Origin of the sequence: Granulicella sp. WH15, from assembly GCF_009914315.1 — a bacterium.
Classification (GTDB): domain Bacteria; phylum Acidobacteriota; class Terriglobia; order Terriglobales; family Acidobacteriaceae; genus Edaphobacter.
Window position 1 is genome coordinate 4052853 of sequence record NZ_CP042596.1, and the last position, 23175, is coordinate 4076027.

The window sequence follows — 23175 nt, forward strand, 5'->3', positions numbered from 1 at the left end:
ATCTTCTGAGGTCCTCCCGCTGGTCGGAAACGAACATTTTTGTTTCCGACCAGCGAGAGGACCTTTGCCGTTGCTCCCCTCGCAGGCCCCAAGACCGCACAAAGTACCTATAATCTCCGTCTAAGGGTTTAAGGAGACGCACCAGATATGACGACCAGCGCGCATCGCCGCAAGCTGCTGAGTATCGCGCTGGGTGTAGGCCTGCTGATCCTCTTCTCCGGGCTGGCCGCCATGAACGCCTGGAACCTCAAGTTCCTGAACCCCGCGACCACCAGCCAGATCGTCGTCTACACCGGCCTCTCCGCCGTGGCGTTCCTGCTCTTCGTCGCCGTGCTGGTGCTGCTGGTGCGCAACGTGCTGAAGCTGTACGCCGACCAGCGCAGCCGAGTGATGGGCTCGCGCCTGCGCACCCGCATGTTGTGGGGAGCCGTGCTGGTAAGCCTGCTGCCCATCGCCTTCATGTTCTGCTTCAGCTACCTGCTGATGAACCGCGCCGTCGAGCGCTGGTTCTCGCAGCCCGTCACCCAGATCCACGACGACTCCAACCGCCTGGCCACCGACCTGTCGCGCTACACCTCGGCCAACGCGCGGGTGGAGGCCGAGTCGATCAAGAACGGCATCGCCGACCTGGGCCGCGCCAGCCTGGGACGCGATACGGGCCACACCAAGGATACGGCGGCTTCCAGGGCAGCGGTCGATCGCGTCCTGCGCCTGCATGAACTGACGCTGCAGGGCGGCTTCGCGATGGTCTTCCGCGAAGGTAACGCCATCGCCGCCTTCCACATGCCTCGGCGTGACGGCGTTACCGCCGAGGTGAAGCCCTGGCTGCCCGAAGCAGGCGAGACTGTCGACGGCGGCGACGATGACTCCAAGCCCGCCCATGTGGCGGGGACCGCCCTGGGCACATCGATGGATGCAGCCATCCTGAGCGCCTCCGAACGCGACGACCAACCCATGTTCTCCCTTGGCGGGACCGACTACGCCCTGGGCACCGCTGTGCTGAAGCAGGGCGGAACCGTCGTCGTCGGCCTGCCCATGCCCTACGGCATGTCCAATACCATGGCCCAGATGCGCAAGGCCGCCGACCAGTACTGGGTGCTCTTCCGTGCGCGCCGCCAGGTGCGCAACCTGTACATGCTCCTGCTGCTGATGATGACCAGCCTCGCGCTCTTCTGCTCCTGCTGGCTGGCTCTGCACCTCTCGCGTCAGGTCACCAAGCCGGTGGAGGCGCTGGCCGACGCGATGGAGTCCATCGCCGCCGGAGACTACGGCCACCGCGTCCACGAGAGCGCTACCGAGGAGCTGGGCGAGCTGGTCCGCAGCTTCAACCAGATGGCCGCCGACCTCGAAGACAGCCGCGCCCAGGTCGACGCCTCGACCGCCCTGCTCTCGGACGCCAACGCCGCCCTGCGAGCGCGCCGCGGCGAGCTGGAGACGATGCTCGAGACCATCCCTAACGGAGTCGCCACGCTGGACCGCGAGCGCCGCATCGTGCTGGCCAACCGCGCGCTCAGCGAGATGATCGACCCCGGCGGCCAGCGACCTTTCATCGGACGGACGCTCAGCGAGGTCTTCCCCGCCGAGGTGGTCGAACCGCTGGACCGGCTGGTGCTGCGCAGCCACCGCATGGGCTCGGCCTCGGGCGAGATGGAGATGGACACCGGCTCCGGCGTGCTGAACCTGTTGGCCACCGTGGCGCTGCTCGAGACGGGCACGGGCCGCTCGCTGCTGAGTGACCCGCAGGAGGCTCACCTGGGCTATGTGCTGGTGCTCGAGAACGCGACCGAGCTGCTGCGCGCCCAGCGCCAGAGCGCTTGGAAGGAGGTCGCCCGCCGGGTGGCTCACGAGATCAAGAACCCGCTGACGCCCATCTCGCTCAACGCCGAGCAGATTGGCCGCCACATCGAGCGCATCGGCCTGACCCTTGAGGCCAACTCGCTCGGATCGCCCTCGGTCGCGATCATCCGCCGCTCGAGCGAGGTGATCTCCTCCTCGGTCGAGAGCATGAGGTCTCTGGTCGATCAGTTCGCCGCGCTGGCCGAGTTCCCCACGGCACGGCCGCGGCCCGCCGACCTGAACACCATCGTCGAGAACTCGCTGGCCATGTTCGCCGGAAGGATGCAGGGTATCCGCCTAGTGCGCCGGTTCGCGGAGGATCTGCCGCTCGTGATGGCCGACCCCGAAGCCATGAAGCGCGCGCTCGGCAACCTGATCGACAATGCCGTGGAGGCCATGCAGCAGAGCCTGCTGCGCGAGATGTGGGTGAGCACCGCGCTACTGGCCAACGGCATGGTCGAGCTGACCGTGGCCGATACCGGAGCGGGCCTGACCGCCGAGATGCGCGAGCGGCTCTTTCTGCCCTACTTCTCGACGAAGCAGCGCGGCACCGGCCTCGGCCTCGCCATCGCGGCCAAGATCATTCAAGAACACCAGGGCACCATCCGCGCCGAGAAGAACGAGCCCGCCGGAGCCCGCTTCATCGTGGAGCTGAAGCCCGCCAGCGGCGAAGAGCTGGGCGAGACTAGCGCAGTCCACAGCACACCTTTGAACGTCGGCGCGGCCACCACCGCTAGGCCGAACTAACCAGCACCAGGAGGCTGTTTGAACCACGTACTCATCGTCGACGACGAGACCGAGATTCGCGAATCGCTGCAATCCATCCTTGAGGAGGAAGGCTACGCCGTCACCTGCGCGGGCACCGCCGCCGAGGCCCTGACACTGCTCCGCGACGCTGCTTACGACGTCGTCCTGCTCGACATATGGCTGCCCGATCGCGACGGGCTCGACACGCTCGGCGAGATACGGCAGCTCGACGCCTCCAACGTACCCGAAGTCGTCATCATCTCGGGCCACGGCACGATTGAAGCCGCCGTGCGTGCGACCAAACTCGGCGCTTACGACTTTCTCGAGAAGCCGCTCTCGCTGGCGCGCACGCTCATCGTGCTCAAGAACGCCATCGAGACCCGGCGTATGCGCGAGGACAACAAGGAGTTCGCGCGGCAGCTCGCGGCCAGGGGCACCGTCACCGGCGACTCCGTGCCCATGAAGGCGCTGCGCCAGCAGATCAAGCTAATGGCCCCCACCAACGGCCGCGTGCTCATCTACGGCGAGAGCGGCACCGGTAAGGAGCTGATCGGCCGCGCCATGCACGCCGAGAGCCTGCGTAAAGAGCGCGTCTTCGTCGAGCTGAACTGCGCCGCCATCCCCGAGGACTACATCGAGAGCGAATTGTTCGGCTACAGGAACAGTGCCGTTGCAGGTGGCCCTTCAGAGAAACGTGGTACCTTCGAACGCGCCGACGGAGGTACGCTCTTTCTCGATGAGGTAGGCGACATGAGCCTGAAGACCCAGGCCAAAGTGCTGCGCGCGCTCGATGAACAACGCTTTCTGCCCGTGGGCGCATCGCATCCGGTCCACGTCGATGTGCGCGTCATCGCCGCCACCAACAAGGATCTCGAAGAGGAGATCGCACGCGGCAACTTCCGCGAAGACCTTTTCTATCGCCTCAACGTCATCCCCTTCTTCGTGCCTCCGCTGCGCGACCGCAAGGAAGATATTCCGCTGCTGGTCAAGGAGTTTCTCGTAGAATTCGGCAGCCAGTATGGGCGTCCGCGTGTCGAGATGGCCGCCGATGCGCTGGACGCGCTGAAGCAGTACCACTGGCCCGGCAATGTGCGCGAGCTGCGCAACCTCATCGAGCGCGTCATCATCCTGAACCCCAAGGTCAACCGCATCGAACGCAAGCATCTGCCCATGCTCGTCTACCGCGATGCGGGCAAGCCCGCCGCGCGCGGAGAGGAGTTCGCTACTCTGCTGCAAGCTCGTGAAGCCTACGAGCGCGACTACATCCTGAAGAAACTGGACGAGTGTCATGGCAACGTAAGCCGCGCCGCCGAGAGCCTCGGCCTCGAACGCAGCCACCTCTACCGCAAGATGAAAGCGCTCGGGGTTGCCGTCCGCGAGCAGTAACCTGCTCCGAAACACAAAGCCGGACGCGGATAAGACGGATCAAGGCGGATTAAAAACAAGAAGAGTTAAAATAAAGTACTGTTTTTGTTACTTATTTTATCCACTCTTATCTCTTTTATTCACGTTGGGCTTTTATCAAAGCAGAGTAGACTCTCAGCAATCAACCATCATCTTCAAGCTCAAAGGAGCCTCATGCGAAAAGTTGTCTCCGTTGCTCTGCCCTTTCTCTTTGCCGCAGCCACGCTTGCCCAAAGCAGCCAGAGTAACCAGACCGCTTCCTCGCTGGCCGAGATTTACAAGAACCTGCACGCGCACCCTGAGCTATCGCACTTTGAAGAGCACACCTCCGCCTTCGTCGCCGACGAGTTGCGTAAGGCTGGCTACACCGTCACCGACCATATCGGCGTCTATCCCGATGGTTCGAAGGCCTATGGCGTCGTCGGCATCCTGAAGAACGGCCCCGGCCCCACGCTGCTCATCCGTAGCGACATGGACGCGCTGCCCATTATCGAAGAGACCGGCGCACCCTACGCCAGCCGTGTGCTGACCAAGAACGCGGTCGGTCAGCAGGTCGGCGTAATGCATGCATGCGGGCACGACGTTCACATGACGGTCTTCGTCGGCACCGCCCGCGCGCTGGCTGCCAGCAAGGCCAACTGGCACGGCACGCTGATGATGGTCGGCCAGCCCTCCGAGGAGACCGGCGACGGCTCCACCGCCATGCTTGCCGACCACTTCTACGAGCGCTTCGGCGTGCCCGATATGGTCATCGGCCTGCACGACACTAACGAGCACGCGGCGGGCACCGTCGGCATCACCAGCGGCCCGGCCATGTCCGGCATGACCTCGGTCGACGTCACCATCCACGGCATCGGCGGCCACGGAGCCAAGCCGCAGATGGGCCGCGATCCCGTCGTCCTCGCCGCGCTCTTCATCCTCGACCTCCAGACCATCGTGAGCCGCGAGCAGGACCCGCGCGACCCCACCGTGGTCACCGTCGGCGACATCCACGGCGGCACCAAGCGCAACATCATCCCCAACGATGTGAAGCTCGAGCTGACAACGCGCTACTTCAACGACAAGGCCCGTCAGACCACGCTCGACGGCATCCGCCAGATGGCCATCGGCATCGCCACCACTGCCGGCCTGCCGCCGGAGAAGTTCCCCACCGTCACCGTGCTCGAAGGCGACCGTGCGCCGTTTACGGTCAACGATCCGGCGCTCGTCACCCGCGTACGCGGCACGCTCGTCAAGACGCTCGGCCAGGCCAATGTCTTCGACGACAAGCCCACGATGGTCAGCGAAGACGTCAGCAACTTCGCCACCAAGGCTCCGGGTGGACGCCAGATTCCTCTGGCCTTCTTCTGGCTGGGCGCGATGCCCGTGGATAAGTTTGCTGCGGCCGCGGCGGCTGGGCAGGAGATGCCCGGCCTTCACACCAGCCGCTTCCAGCCCGATCCTGAGCCGACCGTGACCACCGGTGTCAAGGCCATGACCTCAGTGGCGCTCTCACTGCTGCAATAAACCTTACTCCACGCCCAACAGGCCGGGCAGCTCTTCCAGTGCCCGGCGGAAGGGCTTCGTATCGCCGAGTACGCGGCTCAGGATCAGCGAGCCCTCAATCTGGCCTACAGCCTGTTCGGCTCTTCTGCGTGCGTCCGAAGGCGAAAGACCACTCTCGCGTGCGACCTCAGCGAATGCCTTGATCCACGCTTGCAGCGTGCCTTTGAGCGCCTCTGCCAGCTCAACGCCGCCGCCCGAAAGAGAGAGAGCATCGAGGGCGCAGGGCTTGGCTCCATCGTCATAGCAGAGACGGATCTGCTCCGTAGCCGCGCGGAGCTTCTTCTGCGGCGTACCGGCGGCCTTCAAGGGTTCGAAGACGTGCTGATCGAGCCACCCATGCACGGCCGTCGAGACAGCCAGCGCTATCTGCTCCTTGCCTCCCGGAAAGCGATGGTAGAGACTGGCCTTCTCGAGGCCCGTCGCCTCCGCGAGCAGGCTAAGGCTGGTGCCCTCGAAACCATGGGTGCGAAAGACCTCCGAGGCCCGGGAGAGCAAATCCTCATCGCTGACAGTAGAACGCGCCATACGCCGCCCCTCCTTCAGGGCTTGACCACTCTTCTTAGAGTATACCGATCGTTCGTTACGAATAATCCTCCAAAAGATTTTGCGAGGGGGATAAAACTTTGTGCAACTTTACCGAACGATCGGTATCAAAGAACAAGACCCACTAAGGGCTGCTGCTCACTTCGAACCATCAGGAGAATCACCATGTCGCGTCTTCCCGCTATCGAACTCGCCAACGCCACCGGTAAAGCCAAGGATCTTCTCACCGCTGTAAAAGCCAAGCTCGGAATCGTTCTCAACATGACCAAGGTGATGGCTAACTCGCCCGCAGTGCTCGAGGGATATCTCGGACTGAGCGGTGCCCTGGGCGGCGGCCTTCTCGACGCCAAGACTCGCGAGCAGCTCGCGCTCGCCACAGCGCAGGAGAATGAGTGCAATTACTGCCTCTCCGCACACAGCGCCATCGGAAAGATGGTGGGGCTGACCCCGGAGCAGGTCGTGGAGAGCCGCAAGGGCCAAGGCGTTGACGCTCGCACCACTGCGGCGCTGACGTTTGCCCAGCGCGTCCTCGAGACACGCGGTGGAATCAGTGACAATGACCTTGCCGCAGTACGCCAGGCAGGCTTCAACGACGGCGAGATCGCGGAGATTATCGCCCACGTCGCCCTCAACATTCTGACGAATTACTTCAACAAAGCCGCGCAGGTCGACATCGACTTCCCGAAGGTCTCGTTCGCGGAGATTGCCTGATCGCCGGCTGCTTCTGCGCGTCGGGGCGGCGTATCCCCGGCGCGCAGAAGCAGCCAGAAAACAATAGCCGTTGCAGAGCCGCGACCTGATGCTCGATGATCGTTGAGAACGACTCATCCTGATCAGGAGCCAATGATGCCTCGTCGAGTTGCTGCTCTTCTCACCGTACTTCTGTGCGCATCGGGTGCGGCACGCGCGCAGGACCCGCTCCAGACGCTGCCCAACAACTACAGCGTCGTCTTCGAGAACAGCCTGGTCGAGGTGATCCGCGCTCACTACGCCGCACACGAGAAGATCCCCATCCACGACCACTCCAGCCTGGCCACGGTCTTCGTCTACCTCAGCGACTCCGGCCAGGTTCGCATCGACCACGCCGAGCCGGGCGAGGCTCCGGTCTCGGTGGTGCGGCCGCCGACGGTCAAGGGTGCGTTCCGCGTCAACAACGGACAAGCCGAGCGCCACAGCATCGAGAACCTTGGCGATACCGACTCCGACTTTCTGCGCGTAGAGCTAAAGCAAGTGCCGCTGGCCCTTAAGGAGACCTTTCGCGGGCGCGCTCCGCAGAGCCTGGCCACCAGCGGTTCGACGATGGAGTTTAACAACCCCGAGTTGCAGGTGGAAAGAATCATCTGCGCGGGCCCGTCGCCCTGCGCCATCACTCCTTCGGACTCCCCTTCGCTGCTCATCCCCTTCACACCCGCGCAGGTAGCGGAGGGCTCATCGAAGCACGGCACCACACTCGTGCCTGGCAAGGTGCTCTGGCTCCCTGCCACGAAGTCCGGCACAATTCTTCCTGGCTCTTCCTCATCGGGGCACTTTCTGCGTATCCTTCTCCCATGAAAAAAATGCTCCGCCGCTTCTCCTTGTTGTTGAGCCTCGCCCTGTTGGCTACGACTCTGCCCGTGCAGGCACAGCAGATCGCCTTCACCTGGGACGACCTGCCCGCACACAGCAAGCTGCCGCTGGGGGATAGCCGCGTCGAGATCGGCAGAAAGCTGATGGCCGCTATGAAGGCCGAGCACATGCCGCCGGTCTATGGGTTCGTGAACGGCATCCGCACCGAGGAGGAGCCGCTCTCGACGCCGATGCTGCAAGGGTGGCGCGACGCCGGATTGCCGCTCGGCAACCACACGTGGTCGCACCTGAACCTGAACCAGCATACGGTCGAGGAGTGGGAGGCCGAGGTGCTGAAGAACGAGCCTCTGCTGAAGCAGTACATGGCTGGGCAGGACTGGCATTGGCTTCGCTACCCCAATCTGGCCGAGGGAAATACGCCCGAGAAGCGTGAGGCCGCACGTAAGTTTCTGGCTGAGCATGGATATAAGATCGCGGGCGTCACCATGAGCTTCCGCGACTACGCCTACAACGATCCATATGCGCGCTGCGTGGCGAAGCATGATGACGCGGCCATCGCGCAGCTCGAAGCGAGCTATCTTGCAGCCGCGGACGCCACCATCGGCTACACGCGCGCCATGGCGAAGACGCTGTACGGCCACGACATTCCCTATGTATTGCTGATGCACGTAGGCGCGCTCGATGCGCGGATGCTGCCGCGCCTGCTCAAGCTCTATCGCAGCCGGGGCTTCAGCTTCGTCAGTCTTGAAGATGCCGAGAAGGATCCGTTCTATAAGAACGACCTCGATCTCTCGTTACCTTCTGTGCCCGATACGCTGGAGGAGGCGATGCGGGCACGCGGCCTTCCTGTAGCCGCTCATCCGGAGGCCACCGTCGATCTCAACACCATCTGCCGCTGATGCCATGCAAGCCCTTTGCTTTTTTATAAGCGCCCTTAGTGGCTGACCGGCAGCACGCCCTCACGCGGTGTCTGGATCTTTACCGCGAAGAAGACAAAGTTCTTGCCCGACGGCAGAACCGTCCAGTGGGCCACGCCCGGCATAATGTGGATCACGTCGCCCTTGTGCATGATGTGGTCGGTGCCGCCCTCGCTACGGCTTCCGCGCGACTCGCCACCGGCACTGTCCTTTCGGTCCACCAGCGTGCCGCCCGTTATGATGTTCGCCTCGCCGTCGAGCGCGATCAGCACATCCGTCCAGTCGGCGTGCATCTCGCCGACGCCCGTCTTTATCCGCACCATCAGGTTCATATAGTTATTGGGATAGCGATGCAGCACGATCGCCGCCGTCCCGTCCTCGGTGGTCCTGGCCTTCTCCAGCAGTTGCGGAACATGCTCCTTGAGCCACGCATCTGAGAAGTAATCGGCGACGGGCCTCTGCGGCTCCGCGTCCTGCACTTTGAACTCCTGCGCACTAAGACCTGCCTGTGCAAAAAAGACCATCGTCCCCAGTGCGGTACACCCAATCCAGCGTCGCATCGCATACCTCCGAATTGCAGGCACACACAATACCAGACCCAAAACAGAATCGTCAGGGAACCATCCTGAGTCTGCTTACGTAGAACGTCTAACGAGAAGGGTGGGATCCACGCGAGTGCCGCACGTTCGCACCGGTGTGTCTCCCGCCCTCCTTCTCGCAGATTATGAGGTTTTGCATGAATAAGCTCTTCGCCACCGCCGCGAGTTTTATGGCGCTTACGTTGCCGTACACCTTTGCCCAGACGGCCTTCGCCCAAGCAGAGATGATCCAGCCAGCCATGATCCAGACAAGCTGCCACGGCACCACGATCTCCGGCATCGTTCGCGACAGCACCCTCGCGGTCATCCCCGGCGCCAGCCTTACGCTGGACGGAGCCCGCAACGAGACCAGCGGCTCGGACGGCCGCTTCCGCTTCGCCTGCGTCGGCGACGGCCCCCATCGCCTCGCAGGAGCCGCGCAGGGCTTCGCCGCGCACGAGATCGCCCTATCCACGCCCCACACGGCGTTAATCGAGCTGACCCTGAAGCCCGAAGAGGTGGATGCCACCGTAGAGGTCGACGGCAGCGACGGAATCAGCACCGATCCCCTCTCCACCGGCACCTCCCAGACCATCTCCGGCTCGCAGCTACAGGCCCTGGCCGACGACCCCGACGACCTGCTCAGCGAGCTGAACCAGCTAGCGGCCGCGGCCGGTGGCAACCCCTCCAACACCACCATCTCGGTCGACGGCTTCCAGGACTCCGCCAGCCTGCCGCCCAAGAGCTCCATCGCCTACATCAAGGTCAACCCCGACCAGTTCTCGGCCGAGTACCGCGAGCCTCCCTTTGAGGGTGGGCGCGTCGAGATCTACACCAAGCCCGGCCAGAAGACCTTCCACGGCGCGCTCTTCGCCACCAACAGCAGCCCGTGGGAGAACTCGCGCGATCCCTTCTCCACCACCAAGGCCTCGCTGGGCAAGCAGCGCTACGGCTTCGAGCTTACCGGTCCCGTGCGCAAGACCGGCAGCGACTTCGCTATGAATCTGGAGCATCGCAGCATCGACAACTTCGCCGTCGTCAACGCCGTCACGCTCGATTCGGCGGGCAACACGGTCAGCACCATCACCAACGTGCCCACGCCGCAGCGGCTCTGGGTGGGACTGGCTCGGCTGGACTGGCAGTTTGGCCAGAAGAACACCTTCATCGCCAGCTACAGCGCCAACCAGAACCACCTCGCCAACCTGGGCGTGGGCGGCAACGCGTTGGCCGAGGCGGGTTACGACAGCGAGAAGTACGACCATATGATCCACCTCAGCAACATCACTACGGCCTCCGCTCGCCTGATGCACGAGGCAAGGCTGAGCCTGCGCTGGAACGGTGAGAACGATCTGCCCGCCTCCAGCGCGCCCTCGGTGCAGGTCTCGGGAGCATTTACGGCGGGCGGAGCCACCATCGGAGCCAAGCAGCTCCACCGCTTCATCACCGAGCTGGACGACGACGCCATCCTGACGACGAAGCAGCACACGCTCAAGTTCGGCACGCAGTTCTTCGTCTACGACGACCACGATAAGTTGCCCACTAACTTCAACGGCGCCTACACCTTCGGCGGCGGCACTGCGCCCGTGCTCGACGCGAACAACCAACCCATCCCCGGCCAGACCGAGACCATCACCGGCATCGAGCAGTATCGGCGCGCGCAGCTCGGCCTGTCCGGCGGTTCGGCCACGGCCTATCAAAATGTGGTGGGCACGCCCACGGTCAACTTCACCCAGGTCATGGACGCGGTCTTCCTGCAGGACGACTGGAACGCCGGCCACGGCCTCCACATCTCCGGCGGCGTCCGCTACTTCATCCAGAACAATCCCGTGCTCCTCGGCTCCATCACGCCTCGCTTCGGCGTGCTCTGGTCGCCCACCAAAAAGGGCACCTGGACGCTGCACGCGCACGTGGGCACGTTCGCCGGACGCTATGGTGACACAGATGTATCCACGGTGCGACAGCAGGACGGCGTCCAGCGCATCTCCAGCACCATCTACAACCCTGTCTTCAACAATCCCTTCCTGGGCGCGACGCCCATCCACAGCATTCGCCGGTTCGCCTCCGGTCTGGGCAACGGCACGTGGGCGGCGGAGAATATCGGCGGCACACGCGCGCTGCCCCACGGCTGGAACCTCTCGGCGGACTATTACATCGGCCGCTTCTGGAACCAGGGTCGCTCGCCCAATATCAACTCGCCGCTCGACGGCAGCCCCACCGGCCCGCGTCCGGGAGCGGCCAACCTGAACGTGCTGGAGATGCGGTCCGACGGCCAGGGCCGCGTCAATGCCACCTTCGCGGGCATCGAACAGCACACCCTGAAGCACGCGCAGTTCTTCTTCGGCGCGGTGCGCGTCGCGCTGGTCGACGACACGGACGACAGTGAACTGAACTCGCCGCAAAGCTCCACCAGCAACGCGGGAGAACTGGCTCCTCGCTCCAACCAGCCGGTCTGGAACCTCTTCGGCAACGGCACCTTCACCTTTCCGCAGAAGATCCAGCTCAGCGCCGACTTTACCGCCGGAGGCGATGCTCACTACAACATCACTACCGGCTTCGACAACAACGGCGATGGCAACTTCAACGATCGGCCGCAGTACGCCGCGCCCGGCACGCCCGGAGCCATCCCCACGCCCTTCGGATTGCTGACGGCATCGGGCGGCATCGGCGTCCTCCGGCGTAATCAGGGCGTCATGCCGTGGACCTTCGGGCTGGACACCAACCTGCAACGCGCCTTCTCGCTGACGCGCAACGCCAAGGCCGACCATCCGCAGACCCTCACGGTCAACCTCCGCTCGGCCAATGTGCTGAACCACACCAACGTCACCACGGTGGGTGGAGTACTGGGTTCTCCGCTCTTCGGAGTGCCCAACGCCGCCAACCCCGGACGCCGCGTGGAGGCCGGGGTGCGGTATACCTTCTAGCCCTCCTCTAAAGGAAAAGGCACGGATAAAATCCGTGCCTTTTCTCCTTTTATCCGGGGAATGGTTCTTACTGCTGCTCGTCCGGTCCCGGAGACTCCAGCTCATCGCTCGCCTGCTTCGCCGCGATCTGCTCAAGCTGCCGCCGCCAGTCCAGATCCTCGATGAAGTTCGGCTTCGAACGCCAGTCGTCCTGCACCTTCACGAACAGCTCCAGAAAAACCCGCGTGCCCAGCAGCGACTCGATCTCCTTGCGCGCCGCCGTGCCGATCTCCTTCAACATACTGCCCTGCTTGCCGATCAGGATCGCCTTCTGCCCCACGCGCTCGCAGTAGATCGCCGCTGCGATGCTGGTCACGGGCAGCTTGTCGCCCGGCTTCGGCTTGCGCGTGCGCGGAGGCGGCTCCACGTACTTCTCGATCACCACCGCAGTCGCGTAAGGCACCTCTTCGCCGGTCAGCATCAGGATCTTCTCGCGGATCAGCTCCGCCACCAGGAACCGCTCCGGCTGGTCGGTCAACTGGTCCTTGGGGAAGTATCGCTGGGCCTCGGGAAGCTGCGCCACCACCTTCTCGAGCAGCAGCTCCAGGTTGATCTTCTTCTTCGCCGAGATGGGAATCACCTCGGCAAAGTCGTACAGCTTGGACCAGTGCGCGATCAGCGGCATGATCTCCGCCGGAGGAATCTGGTCGATCTTGTTGAGCAGCAGGATCACCGGGCACTCGGCATCCAGCCCCTTGAGCACCTGCAAGGTAAAGTCATCCTCGGCCTTCGAGAGCGCCATGCGGCCGGTGACCTTGGCCTGGTCGCCCTCCTGTTTGGGCAGCCGGTGGGTCACATCGACGATGAAGAGCACGGCGTTGCGCGACTCCAGCGCGTCGTGCACCTCCTGCATCATGCGCTTGTCGAGGTGGGTTTCGGGCCGGTGGATTCCGGGCGTATCGACCAGCACGATCTGCGCCGCAGGGTGCGCGCCCTTTTTGGCCGGGACTTCCAGCACGCCGTGGATGCGGGTCCGCGTCGTCTGCGGCTTATGCGTCACGATAGCGAGCTTTTGACCCAGCAGAGCGTTGAGCAGGGTTGACTTGCCCGCGTTGGGACGACCGACGATTGAGACGAAACCAGAGCGAAATGCCATCACCCTTATTATGCGCTGTCGCGAAGACGGCTGGGTAAATCGTTGCCACGCGAAGCGTCGAGAACCGCACGAAGTGCCCCGGCATTAGGGCGCTTTTGCCTTTAGTCTTCGTCGCTCGGCGCGGCCAAACTCACCCGAATCCGGTCGATCCGCCGGTCGGTGCTGGCCAGCACCTCCAGCCGCAGGCCGTCCTCTTCGATCACCTCGCCCGGCAGCGGAATATGCCCCGCCAACTCCGAGACCAGTCCGCCCAGCGTCGTCGATTCGTAGTGCTCGGGTAGCCGCAGCGGCGGCTCGGGCTCGTCGGTGGACTCGGCCTCACCCAGGTTCAGGTCGTCGTAGTCCTCGGTGCCCACCGCGTCGGGCAGCTCGTCGGTGGGGTGCGCCACCTGATCGGCAAAAAGCTCGCGCAGCCGGGAAAGCTCGAAGCTGCCGCTGACCACGTAGGAGCCGCTCGGCTCGCGCACCGGCGAGTCGTCCTCCTCGGTCTCGTCATGCTCGTCCGCGATGTTGCCGATGATGGCCTCGATCAGATCCTCGATGGTGACGATCCCAGCCACGCCGCCGTACTCGTCGATCACGATGCGCATGTGCTGCTTTTCGCTCTGCATCTCGCGCAGCAGCTCGGCCACCATCTTGGTCTCGGGCACGAACGCCGCCGGACGCTGGATCTGCGCGACCGTGCGCGTCTCGGCCTCATCGTCGGAGATGTGCAGCAGGTCGTGCGCGAAGGCGATGCCGGTGATGTCGTCGAGCGACTCGCGGTAGACGGGCACGCGCGAGTAGGCCACCTCGCTGATCTCGGCGGTAAACTCTCGCAGCGTCAGCGTCGCGGGCACAGCAAAGATCTCCGGCCGCGGCGTCATCACCTCGCGCACCACCTTGTCGCCGAACTCCACCACCGACCGCACCAGCTCGCGGTCCGACTCTTCAAGGATTCCTTCTTCTTCGCCCGCCTCGAGCAGCGCGTCCATCGCCTCGGACGGGTGCTCCTCCTCGCTCGTATCCTCCGGCTCGGCCAGAGCCGTGATCGAGAGCAGCAGGCTCAGCAGCAGCGTGATGGGCAGGATCAGGTAAAGCAGAGCCTGCAACAAGAAGCGGATGCTCGCGATCCACACGCCGCGTGTCCGCGTAAAGAGCACCTGCGGGATCAGCCGGTCGAAGATCACGATCATCAGCACCAGTTCGAAGGCCGTCGTGGCGATCTGCACCCAGCCCGGAGCCTGCCCGTAGGCCCGTAGCCCAAAAAACAGCGCCACCGCCGCCAGCGAGAGCTGACGCAGCACCGAAGCCGAGAGCGACACCGACTCGCGGCTAAGCCCGATCCGAGGCTCTACCAGCTCCTCCCACGCGTCGATGTTGTCCTGATACTCGCGCGAGAGGAACTTGCCCATCTCCGAGTAAACGCGGTCGATATATGCGGCCAGCGAGAGGATCGCCAGCAGCAGCACGATCCAAAGGGGTTCTAAAGCAGACGCGCTCATCGCGTCACCCTCTGGATCAGCCCCACCTTCATTTTTAACTCGCTACGCAGCTCGGCCTCGCGCTCGGCCATCTCGCCGGAGTCGGTCTCATGGTCCTCGCCGTCGAGGTGCAGCAAACCGTGCAGCAGCAGGATCTTCAGCTCGTCCGCGAGGCTGTGGCCATACTGCGCCGCCTGCCGCGCAGCCGTCTCCAGCGACACGGCGAGGTCGCCCGCGTGCTGAGCCGCGATCTCCGGCGGCGTGGGAAACGAGAGTACATCGGTGGCCTTGTTCTTGCCCCGAAAGGACTTGTTCAGACGCTTCAGCTCAGCATCCGAGGTCAGCAGCACCTCGACCTCGCCTTCGAGACCGACAGCCTTGCGGGCGCGGTTCAGGAAGCGCGATAAGGCGGACTTGCTGAGAGTCGGAAGCTCGGGGAGGGGGCTACTTGGGGGTTCGATGGTAATCATCGGCGATAGAGGCTGGTGCAACAACAGAGGCCGGAACTCGGCCTCTGTTGTTGATGGTATCGCATCTTGATGAATTTACTGTGGCTTCGACATGGGTTGGGGCGGCTTCGAGGCCGCAACCGCCGCATCCGGCAGGCTGGTCTCGCCGATTCCCAGCGGCAGATTCTGCTGCTGAGCGCGTCCGTAGCTGTCGTATGCCCGCACGATACGCTGAACGAGCTGATGCCGCACGACGTCCACGTCTTCGAAGTGGCAAAACTTAATCCCCTCCACCCCGTCGAGCACGTGCAGCGCCTCCAACAGCCCCGACTTCTTCGGATTGGGCAGGTCGATCTGGGTCAGGTCGCCGGTGATGACGGCCTTCGAATTGTTGCCAAGACGCGTCACGAACATCTTCATCTGCTCGTTGGTGGTGTTCTGCGCCTCGTCCATGATGATGAAGGCGTCGGACAGCGTGCGCCCGCGCATGAAGGCCAACGGCGCGATCTCGATGACATGCCGCTCCAGCAGCTTGTCGACCTTCTCCTGGTCGAGCAGGTCGTAGAGGGCGTCGTACAAAGGCCGCAGGTAGGGGTCCACCTTCTCTTGCAGCGAGCCCGGGAGAAACCCGAGCCGCTCGCCCGCCTCGACCGCCGGACGCACCAGGATGATGCGCGAGACCTTCTTCGCCATCAGGGCCGAGACGGCCATCGCCACAGCCAGGTACGTCTTGCCCGTACCGGCGGGGCCAAGCCCGAAGGTCATATCCGAGGTCTCGATGGCCTCGACGTACTTTTTCTGGTTCGCGGAGCGCGGCTGCACCATCCGCTTCACTCCCGCCGAGCGCTGCTTGCCCGCGTCGACCAGCCCGCGCAGGGTTACGGCCGGGTCGGCCATCACCAGCTTCAGCATGGCGTGCAGTTCGCCGTTTTGCAGGGTCACGCCGCCGCGTCGGAGGCCGTCGTAGTCGGCGAAAACCTGGGCGGCGCGCTGCACCTGCTCCTCGGGACCGGTCAGGTAGATCGCATCCGACCGGAGATCGATCTGGATGCCGAGCGAGTCTTCGAGCAGCCGGAGATTTTCGTCGTGGTTTCCGTACAGCGTTTCAATGCCTGCGGTGATATCGAGGGCTTTTTTTGTCAATGGGATCTCTGACCTCCGTCAGGGTAGAGCTGGGTTGGAAACAGGGGCGTCGCCGCCGCATGACGCGATGCGGGGGTGAGGTTCAACACATGGATTGCCTGGGGGTTGGCTGGATGGGAGGCAGCACCGGGATGGTGTGCCTGGACCGAGACCGGATTGGCGGGACGTGCCAAACGAGTGTCGCAGATGGAAGGAGATTAGCCCCTCGGGAGGTGCGCGTCAAGGGCTTGTTTTGTCCGAAACTGAGCAAAACTGGCATTTAATTGCACTTGATCTGTCAGCGGAATCAAACCATGTTCGTTGCCGACCAGAGGGAGGCCCTCAGACACGCGCAGCGTCCAAAACCGCACGAAGTGCCGCCCGCCCGGCGTTAGGGCGTCTTTAAGTCTTTGCCGTCAGAGTAAAAACATCCGGACGACTGTAGTGCCCGGCCACGTCCAGATCGAACTTCCCTCGCGGAATCTCATCGAGGTCAATATCCGCAAAGACCAGCCCCTCTCCCGTCAGCGGCCCGCCGATGACCTGCCCCTGCGGGGAGACGATCAGGCTGCGTCCGTCGATCTCGCCGCCCTCGGCCTGCAAATCCTCCTGCCAGTCCTCTATGGTCAGTTTCTGGCAGGCGCTCAGCACAAAACACCGGCCTTCGTAGGCGATGTGCCTCATGCTGGCCTGCCAGATCTCGCGCGAGTCGACCGTGGGGGCGCACCAGAGCTGCACACCCTGGTCGTAGAGGTACTGCCGATACATTGGCATGTAGTTCTCCCAGCAGATGGCCACGCCGATCCGGCCCAGCTCGGTATCCACTGCCTGCATGGTCGTCCCGTCGCCGAGGCCCCAGATCAGCCGCTCGGTGCCGGTCGGCATCAGCTTGCGGTGCTTGGCGGCGAGCCCCTGGCTCGGAGTGAAGACCAGCGAGGTGCAGTAGAGCGTGCCGCCGCCGCGCTCGATCACGCCGACGACGATGTGGAGGTCCAGCTCCGCCGCCCAGGACGCGAGCTGTTCCGTCTCCGGGCCGGGAACGGCGATGGCCGCAGCCGAGTACCGCCGAAACTGCTCGCGCCCGGCGTCGGTCCGGCTCCCCACCACCGCTCCGAAGGTCAGCCCCTTGGGGTAGCCGCCGAGGAGCGCCTCGGGCAGCACCAGCAGCTTGGTCCCGCCTGCGGCGGCCTCGCGGCACATCCGTTCCACCCGCCCGAGCGTCGCCACCGTATCGAACAGCACGCTCCCTACCTGCGCCACCGCTGCCTTGAACATCCTTCGAGGATAAATCGGCACGGGCCTTACGGTTGACCTTGGCCCCAAACTTCCGTAGAATTGGTGATTGCAGGGCGTGCGGCAGGCTGTGACTGGCGACCGTTCCCGGCTGGCCTGCAAACCGAGCACCTTGGGGTGACGAATCCCCTGGAGCCTGCAACCCATCTTCCCGCCGCGGCGGGCTATTTGAAGAGAAGAGAGTTCAAGTTATGGCAAATCATGTTTCGTCGTTGAAGCGCGTCCGTCAGACCCTCACCAAGACTGCCGCTAACCGCGCCAATAAGAGCAAGCTCCGCGGCACCCTGCGCACCCTGCGCGAGGCCATCGCCGCCGGCAACACGGCAGACCTGATGAAGGTGTACAGCACCACTGCCTCGCTGCTCGACAAGAGCGTGCAGAAGGGCGTGCTGCACAAGAACACCGCGAGCCGCTACAAGAGCCGCCTGAACGCGCGCGTCAAGGCTGCGGTCCTGGCCAAGAAGGCCGCCTAAGCTTTACCCCGTATCTCGAACGGCCTTCCTCTGCGATGCGCAAAGGAAGGCCGTTTTGCGTCTGCGTGAATTACAAATTACTGGCTGAGCGGACACGGCTTGATCTCGCATTGGACGCTCACGACCAGCCTTGGGGCAATCCTCTCCGCTTCGAACTCGGTCAGCAGACCACGCTGCCGGAGGGCTTCGACGGTGGCGTGGAGTTTTTCGCGCTCGGCCTCTGTAATCTCTCCGAGCTGATGTTGATATGCCGCTTTATTGGTCCAGAGGATGGTACGTTCTTCGACCGGCCGCCAGGCCATCTCCTTCTCGGGAATACCGAGCCAATAGGCGATCAACTGATGCCGCGTTGAGGGATCAAGCCCTCGAACTCCGAAGCATGATCCCGGGGGTCGATTCTCCTCGAAACGACGGGAGACGATGCGATCACGCTCCAGATCGACCACGATTGGAGCAGTAGCCCCGGGATCGTTTTCAAGTAGGTCGTAGGCATAAACCTGCGGCCACCCCGGGGTGAGCGGATGGGGCCAGGAGTCCCCGCAGGCATTCCCTGTGCCTATCCTAGGTTGCTCATTAGAAGAACTCACCGTGATGTGTACTTCTTCCTCAGAAGCGGCGACCACGCTGGCGACAAATCCAACGTCACCACGGTCTCGGACCCAGAAAAAGTCGCGGCTCAATCCTGGATTCTTCGCCAGCATCATCGCTGCAATGCGGGCGAGAGTGAACCCGAACCAGCCTCCCGTGGTCCCGTACGTCCAGCCTCGCAGAGTTGCAAGCGATTCAGACACGGGAAGCCGACCGATCAGGATAGCGGCCTGTGCCGGGAAAGATGCGGCGATGGCTGTGATGGCGGAGGCCGGAACCTGAGTGTTTTCTTGAATAAGCGTGTCGAGGACCGCTTCAATCGCCCTTCGTTGTGCAGCCTCCGATTCGTCACCGCTGAGAGCCTTGGGGTCGACCCAGTGCTCCAACAGAGCGGGCATCTCGGATACGATCTTCGCGTCGTGCGTTCTGCGGGCGAAGTCGGCAGCCCAGGCGATCAGGCGCGGGTCGCCACTGTGGAGCCACTGATGCAGCACACCGTCGTCGACCGGGGTCTCCGCGGTGATGAGCGATTCCTGAGCGGCGACGGAGCAGGTTGCAGAGAAGAAAAACAGGAAGAGCAGCAAGGGTGCGACCCGATAAACCTTCACGTTCACTCTCCGAAGTTCGTGTTTCGTCTACCGGGTGGAATAGGGCTATCGTGTGCGTTGCTCTCCTGCCTTAGACACCCGCACGAAACAAAGTGTTCCCGTTTCGCCTTGCTCCTGCCTTTGCCGGGTTAGAACCTGGGGTAATCCGAGCTGTACAAGGAAGGCGGCTTCCTTGGCGCAGCACTCTCCTGGCCCGCGACCGGGTCACCCAGCGTATTTCCACTCTCCGGACCCGGTGACGGCGTAAACACCTCCGCCGCCGCCGCATCACGCTGGTCGTCCCCGCTCACCCGCACCGGCCCACGATACTCCGGCGGAACCAGCTTCGCCGCCTCGTCAATCGCCTTACGGTCCTTCCCCGTCAGCTCCGGCAGCCGGTAGACCTCCACGTTCCCATCCCGGATCACCGCCAGCTCCAGCCCGTCCGAGGAGAGGTCGAAGTTCTGCCCCGCACGCTGCACCGGCGAGGCCGTCACCTTCAGCAGCGGGCGCCCGTCCTCACCCTGGTACGCCGTAATCTCCTCCCCGGCGATCTCGGCCGAGACCAGGTTCTCGAGATCCAGCCCCGAGCTGTTCACGATCGTCCGCTCCAGTGCGAAGCGCCCCGCCGCCGGGGCGCTGACGATCGACGGGTTGATGTGCTGGTTCGAAAAGGTCGTCAGCCAGCGATGCTCCCCCTTCAGGTTGAAGAAACCTAGCTGCTGCCGGTCGTCCGATCCCCTGCACCCGAAGGAGATGAACTCCGTCCGGCTGACGAATAAGGCGTGCGGGAAGCAGGTCGTATCGAACGCCGCCAACTCCATCCGCTTGCCCTCATAGGGTACAAAGTCGAAGTTATAGGTGCCCGACGAGTCCTTCACCGAGTCCAGATAGCCCTCGCCGGTCAGCGGCAGTGCCACCGGATTGTCGGCGCGCACCAGCCCCGCGTACTGCAAGGTCACCTCCCGGCCGGGCTCATCGAGAACCCGGTAGAAGTTGATCTGCACCGGTGTCTGCACCACGGAGTGGACCTCCTCGGTCAACTGACGGCCCTCCTCACGCGGCGGCGGCAGGCTCTCCACCGTCAGCACGTCCGCGCCCGGCGAGACAAAGACGAACCCCACCACGCGCTGGCTCTGGAGTACCCGGTGCAGCGCGAACGCATCGCCGCCGGCCAGATTTTCGACCGGAGACAACACCGAAAACTCGTTCCGCTGCCGCAGCAGAAAGTGCCCGTGCCCCAGGGACCACAGGTAGTTGGCATGGTCGCGCATCCGCCACGTCGTCCGCGCCAGCAGCTTGCCCGTGGGCAGCTCGAGCAGCACCGCCTCCACGTTCCGGTCCTGGTCGTTCGGCTGCGAGTCGGGCAGGCGCTTCAGCAGTCCGCGCACGCTCCAGGTCACCATCAGGTGGGTGCTGTCGACGAAGTGGACCGTGAACATCGTCCCCCCGGCCAGCAGGTAGCGCTCCGGCTGCGGCTCGAACCCCAGGGGAGCAAGCTCGATCCGCTGCACCGAGTCCGGCCCACGGCCCTCCGCGCCCACCAGCGCACGGGCGTCCGCAAGCGCCATCCCCAGCAGCAGGACGAGCGCGGCAAGACGCCACAGACGGCTCTGAATTGGTGGAACTCTCATCGCACTCCGTACGTAACTCAAGTCGTGCCCGCTCTTACTCTTTCACAGCCGCACCCGGCTGTCTCTAACCCTATAGACGGGCAAGCACCCTGATTCGCTGCGCACAACACCTATACAGGGTACGGCGCGTCGAATGGTACAACGAATAAAGCAGGTTTCGTGTAACACCAGAGTAAAGAAGATTTCAGCAGTCAAGAGGGTCCATGAATCAAGTCACAACACGCATCGCCGCCATCCTCACCGGATTGGCCATCACCACGTCAACATCGGCGTTTGCCCAGCAGCCCGCGTCCGCCATCCCCACCTCTGTCCCGCAGACCTACCTCCCCACCCCCAGCTTTGACAGCTCCTCGCTCGACGCCACCGCCGATCCCTGCAACGACTTCTACAAGTTTGCCTGCGGCAACTACGCCGCCAACCACCCCATCCCCGCCGACCAGGCCGGGGCCAACGCCTTCTACCAGCTCTACAACGTCAATACCCAGGAGCTGAGCGGCATCCTGACCAAGGCCGCCGCCGGAGGAGACACCCGCTCGCCGGAGGAGCAGAAGATCGGCGACTTCTACAAAGCCTGCATGGACACCGATGCCATCGAGCAGCGCGGCCTCGCACCCATCCAGGATCTGCTCAAGGAGATCGACTCCACCAGCCTGCGCCGTCTGCCCACCACCATCGGCCACCTGCAGCGCATGGGCATCACGGTCTTCTTCAGCTATGGCGAGCAGCAGGACTTCAAGGACGCCTCCAAGCAGATCGCCAGCATCGACCAGGGCGGCCTGGGAATGCCCGAGAAGGACTATTACCTGCGCACCGGAGCCAAGGACGAGCAGTTCCGCAAGGACTACGTCGAACACGTGGCCAAGATGCTGACGCTCGGGGGCAGTACGCCCCAACAGGCGGCCAAAGACGCCGCCGCTATCATGACCCTCGAGACCGAGATGGCCAAGGCCAGCATGGGCGTCACCGAGCGCCGCGACCCGGATAAGATCTACCACATCGTTCCCGTGGCCACGATGGATAAGCTGCTCCCCTTCGGCATGTACGAACAGTTCGAGGATGCTGCGCACTCGCCCCGCGTCGCCGAGCTGAACGATGCCAGTCCCGACTTCATCGTGCGCACCGTCGCGCTCGCCCGCTCCACCGATATCGCCACGCTGCGCGCCTACATGCGCTACCACCTGCTCTCCGCCGTTGCGACCAACCTGCCTAAGCGTTTCGACGACGAGAACTTCTCGTTCTACGCCACCAAGCTTACCGGCACGCAGTCCCATGCGCCGCGATGGAAGCGTTGCAGCGGCCGCGTCGATGCGGCTGTCGGCGAGGCGCTGGGCAAGGTCTACGTGCAGCAGTACTTCGCCGGAGACAGCAAGGCCAAGACGCTCCAGATGGTCCATGACATTGAGGCAGCGATGGATCACGACCTCGACCAGCTCGACTGGATGAGCCCCGAGACCAAAGTCAAAGCCAAGGAGAAGCTCCACCTCGTCGCCAACAAGATCGGCTACCCGGACAAGTTCCGCGACTACACCACGCTTGCCGTAAAGCCCGATGATCCCGTCGGCAATCAGCTCCGCGCCGCAGCCTTCGAGAGCGACCGTGAGCTCGCCCGTATCGGCAAACCGGTCGACCCCAACGAGTGGGATATGACCCCGCCCACGGTCAACGCCTACTACAACTCCAGCATGAACGACATCAACTTCCCTGCCGGAATCTTGCAGCCCTCGTTCTACGATCCCAAGGTCGATGACGCGGTCAACTATGGGCACATCGGCGCGATCATCGGCCACGAGCTGACGCACGGCTTCGATGACGAGGGCAAAAAGTTCGATGGGCACGGCAATCTCGCCGACTGGTGGACGCCCGAAGATACGAAGCAGTTCGAGGCCAAGACCGGCTGCCTGGCCGATGAGTACAGCAGCTTCACCGCGGTCGATGACGTACACGTCAACGGCCGTCTGACGCTGGGCGAGAACACCGCCGACAACGGTGGGCTGGTGCTCGCGTACATGGCCTATCTCGACCGTGCTGCCAAGCAGAATGTCGATCTGACCGCGAAGATCGACGGCTACACTCCGGCGCAGCGCTTCTACATCGGCTACGCACAGAACTACTGCGCCAACGAGCGGCCCGACGCGGTGCGCGCGCAGGTGCTCACCGATCCGCACTCGCCGCCGCGATTCCGTGCCAACGGAGCCATCGTCAACCAGCCGGGCTTCTCCGCCGCCTTCAGCTGCAAGAAGGGCACCCCCATGGTACCCGTCCAAAGCTGCCGCGTCTGGTAGGGCACTTCGTGCCGTTCTCGGGGCGACACGGGTGAATTAGCACTCTAGGTCCTCCCGCTGGCCGGAATCTAGCATTGCCAACAACCGGCTGG

18 protein-coding genes are annotated in these 23175 nt (G+C 63.6%); 9 read left to right on the top strand and 9 right to left on the bottom strand.

Annotated elements, in window-relative coordinates; genetic code table 11:
* Window positions 1-147 precede the first annotated feature (147 nt).
* The 3 genes from FTO74_RS16835 to FTO74_RS16845 all read left to right on the top strand — a co-directional run bounded on the left by FTO74_RS16835 (window position 148) and on the right by FTO74_RS16845 (window position 5493).
* Window positions 148-2583, top strand: a complete 2436-nt coding sequence (locus tag FTO74_RS16835) for an ATP-binding protein (RefSeq protein WP_162539179.1) — start codon at window positions 148-150, stop codon at window positions 2581-2583.
* An 18-nt stretch (window positions 2584-2601) separates the two neighbouring features.
* Window positions 2602-3969, top strand: a complete 1368-nt coding sequence (locus FTO74_RS16840) for a sigma-54 dependent transcriptional regulator (RefSeq protein WP_162539180.1) — start codon at window positions 2602-2604, stop codon at window positions 3967-3969.
* Window positions 3970-4161: 192 nt separating this feature from the next.
* Window positions 4162-5493, top strand: a complete 1332-nt coding sequence (locus tag FTO74_RS16845; RefSeq protein ID WP_162539181.1) for an amidohydrolase — start codon at window positions 4162-4164, stop codon at window positions 5491-5493.
* A 3-nt stretch (window positions 5494-5496) separates the two neighbouring features.
* Here the strand turns inward: FTO74_RS16845 and FTO74_RS16850 are convergent, their stop codons facing one another.
* Complete coding sequence (locus FTO74_RS16850) at window positions 5497-6057, bottom strand: TetR/AcrR family transcriptional regulator (protein WP_162539182.1); 561 nt, start codon at window positions 6055-6057, stop codon at window positions 5497-5499.
* Window positions 6058-6240: 183 nt separating this feature from the next.
* Between FTO74_RS16850 and FTO74_RS16855 the strand changes: the two genes are divergently transcribed.
* From FTO74_RS16855 to FTO74_RS16865, 3 genes are all read left to right on the top strand, one after another.
* Entirely contained in the window at window positions 6241-6786 is a 546-nt protein-coding gene (locus FTO74_RS16855) for a carboxymuconolactone decarboxylase family protein (RefSeq protein ID WP_162539183.1), read from the top strand.
* 132 nt (window positions 6787-6918) lie between these two features.
* Entirely contained in the window at window positions 6919-7626 is a 708-nt protein-coding gene (locus FTO74_RS16860) for a cupin domain-containing protein (protein ID WP_162539184.1), read from the top strand.
* Window positions 7623-8540 (top strand): polysaccharide deacetylase family protein, encoded by a 918-nt coding sequence (locus FTO74_RS16865; RefSeq protein WP_255462345.1) that lies wholly within the window; start codon window positions 7623-7625, stop codon window positions 8538-8540. Before FTO74_RS16860 ends, FTO74_RS16865 begins: the two co-directional genes overlap by 4 nt.
* A 35-nt stretch (window positions 8541-8575) precedes the next feature.
* On the opposite strand, the gene FTO74_RS16870 is transcribed toward FTO74_RS16865, so the two are convergent.
* The gene (locus FTO74_RS16870; RefSeq protein WP_162539185.1) at window positions 8576-9118 is read right to left on the bottom strand and encodes a cupin domain-containing protein; all 543 of its coding nucleotides are present in this window, start codon (window positions 9116-9118) and stop codon (window positions 8576-8578) included.
* Between the two features lie 176 nt (window positions 9119-9294).
* Between FTO74_RS16870 and FTO74_RS16875 the strand changes: the two genes are divergently transcribed.
* On the top strand, window positions 9295-12057 hold the full coding sequence (locus tag FTO74_RS16875; protein WP_162539186.1) for a TonB-dependent receptor: 2763 nt from the start codon (window positions 9295-9297) through the stop codon (window positions 12055-12057).
* A gap of 67 nt (window positions 12058-12124) precedes the next feature.
* Here the strand turns inward: FTO74_RS16875 and era are convergent, their stop codons facing one another.
* From era to FTO74_RS16900, 5 genes are all read right to left on the bottom strand, one after another.
* Window positions 12125-13192, bottom strand: coding sequence for a GTPase Era (gene era, locus FTO74_RS16880; RefSeq protein ID WP_162539187.1), 1068 nt, complete (start codon window positions 13190-13192; stop codon window positions 12125-12127).
* 101 nt (window positions 13193-13293) lie between these two features.
* Complete coding sequence (locus FTO74_RS16885) at window positions 13294-14676, bottom strand: hemolysin family protein (protein WP_162539188.1); 1383 nt, start codon at window positions 14674-14676, stop codon at window positions 13294-13296.
* Window positions 14673-15125 (bottom strand): rRNA maturation RNase YbeY, encoded by a 453-nt coding sequence (gene ybeY / locus FTO74_RS16890; protein WP_162539189.1) that lies wholly within the window; start codon window positions 15123-15125, stop codon window positions 14673-14675. Before ybeY ends, FTO74_RS16885 begins: the two co-directional genes overlap by 4 nt.
* A gap of 75 nt (window positions 15126-15200) precedes the next feature.
* Window positions 15201-16247 carry a PhoH family protein gene (locus FTO74_RS16895; RefSeq protein WP_162539190.1) on the bottom strand — a complete coding sequence of 349 codons (1047 nt, stop codon included), beginning with the start codon at window positions 16245-16247 and terminating at the stop codon, window positions 15201-15203.
* A 381-nt stretch (window positions 16248-16628) separates the two neighbouring features.
* Complete coding sequence (locus FTO74_RS16900) at window positions 16629-17501, bottom strand: nitrilase-related carbon-nitrogen hydrolase (protein ID WP_162539191.1); 873 nt, start codon at window positions 17499-17501, stop codon at window positions 16629-16631.
* 209 nt (window positions 17502-17710) lie between these two features.
* Between FTO74_RS16900 and rpsT the strand changes: the two genes are divergently transcribed.
* The gene (gene rpsT / locus FTO74_RS16905) at window positions 17711-17992 is read left to right on the top strand and encodes a 30S ribosomal protein S20 (RefSeq protein WP_162539192.1); all 282 of its coding nucleotides are present in this window, start codon (window positions 17711-17713) and stop codon (window positions 17990-17992) included.
* A 77-nt stretch (window positions 17993-18069) separates the two neighbouring features.
* Here the strand turns inward: rpsT and FTO74_RS16910 are convergent, their stop codons facing one another.
* Together FTO74_RS16910 and FTO74_RS16915 are read right to left on the bottom strand one after the other, a co-directional pair.
* A complete protein-coding gene (locus tag FTO74_RS16910) occupies window positions 18070-19164 on the bottom strand; it encodes a hypothetical protein (protein WP_162539193.1) in 1095 nt (364 codons plus the stop codon).
* A gap of 152 nt (window positions 19165-19316) precedes the next feature.
* Window positions 19317-20801 (bottom strand): hypothetical protein, encoded by a 1485-nt coding sequence (locus tag FTO74_RS16915; protein WP_162539194.1) that lies wholly within the window; start codon window positions 20799-20801, stop codon window positions 19317-19319.
* A gap of 203 nt (window positions 20802-21004) precedes the next feature.
* Here FTO74_RS16915 and FTO74_RS16920 point away from each other — a divergent pair, with 203 nt between their 5' ends.
* Window positions 21005-23083, top strand: coding sequence for a M13 family metallopeptidase (locus FTO74_RS16920; protein ID WP_162539195.1), 2079 nt, complete (start codon window positions 21005-21007; stop codon window positions 23081-23083).
* The last annotated feature ends 92 nt before the right edge of the window (window positions 23084-23175 follow it).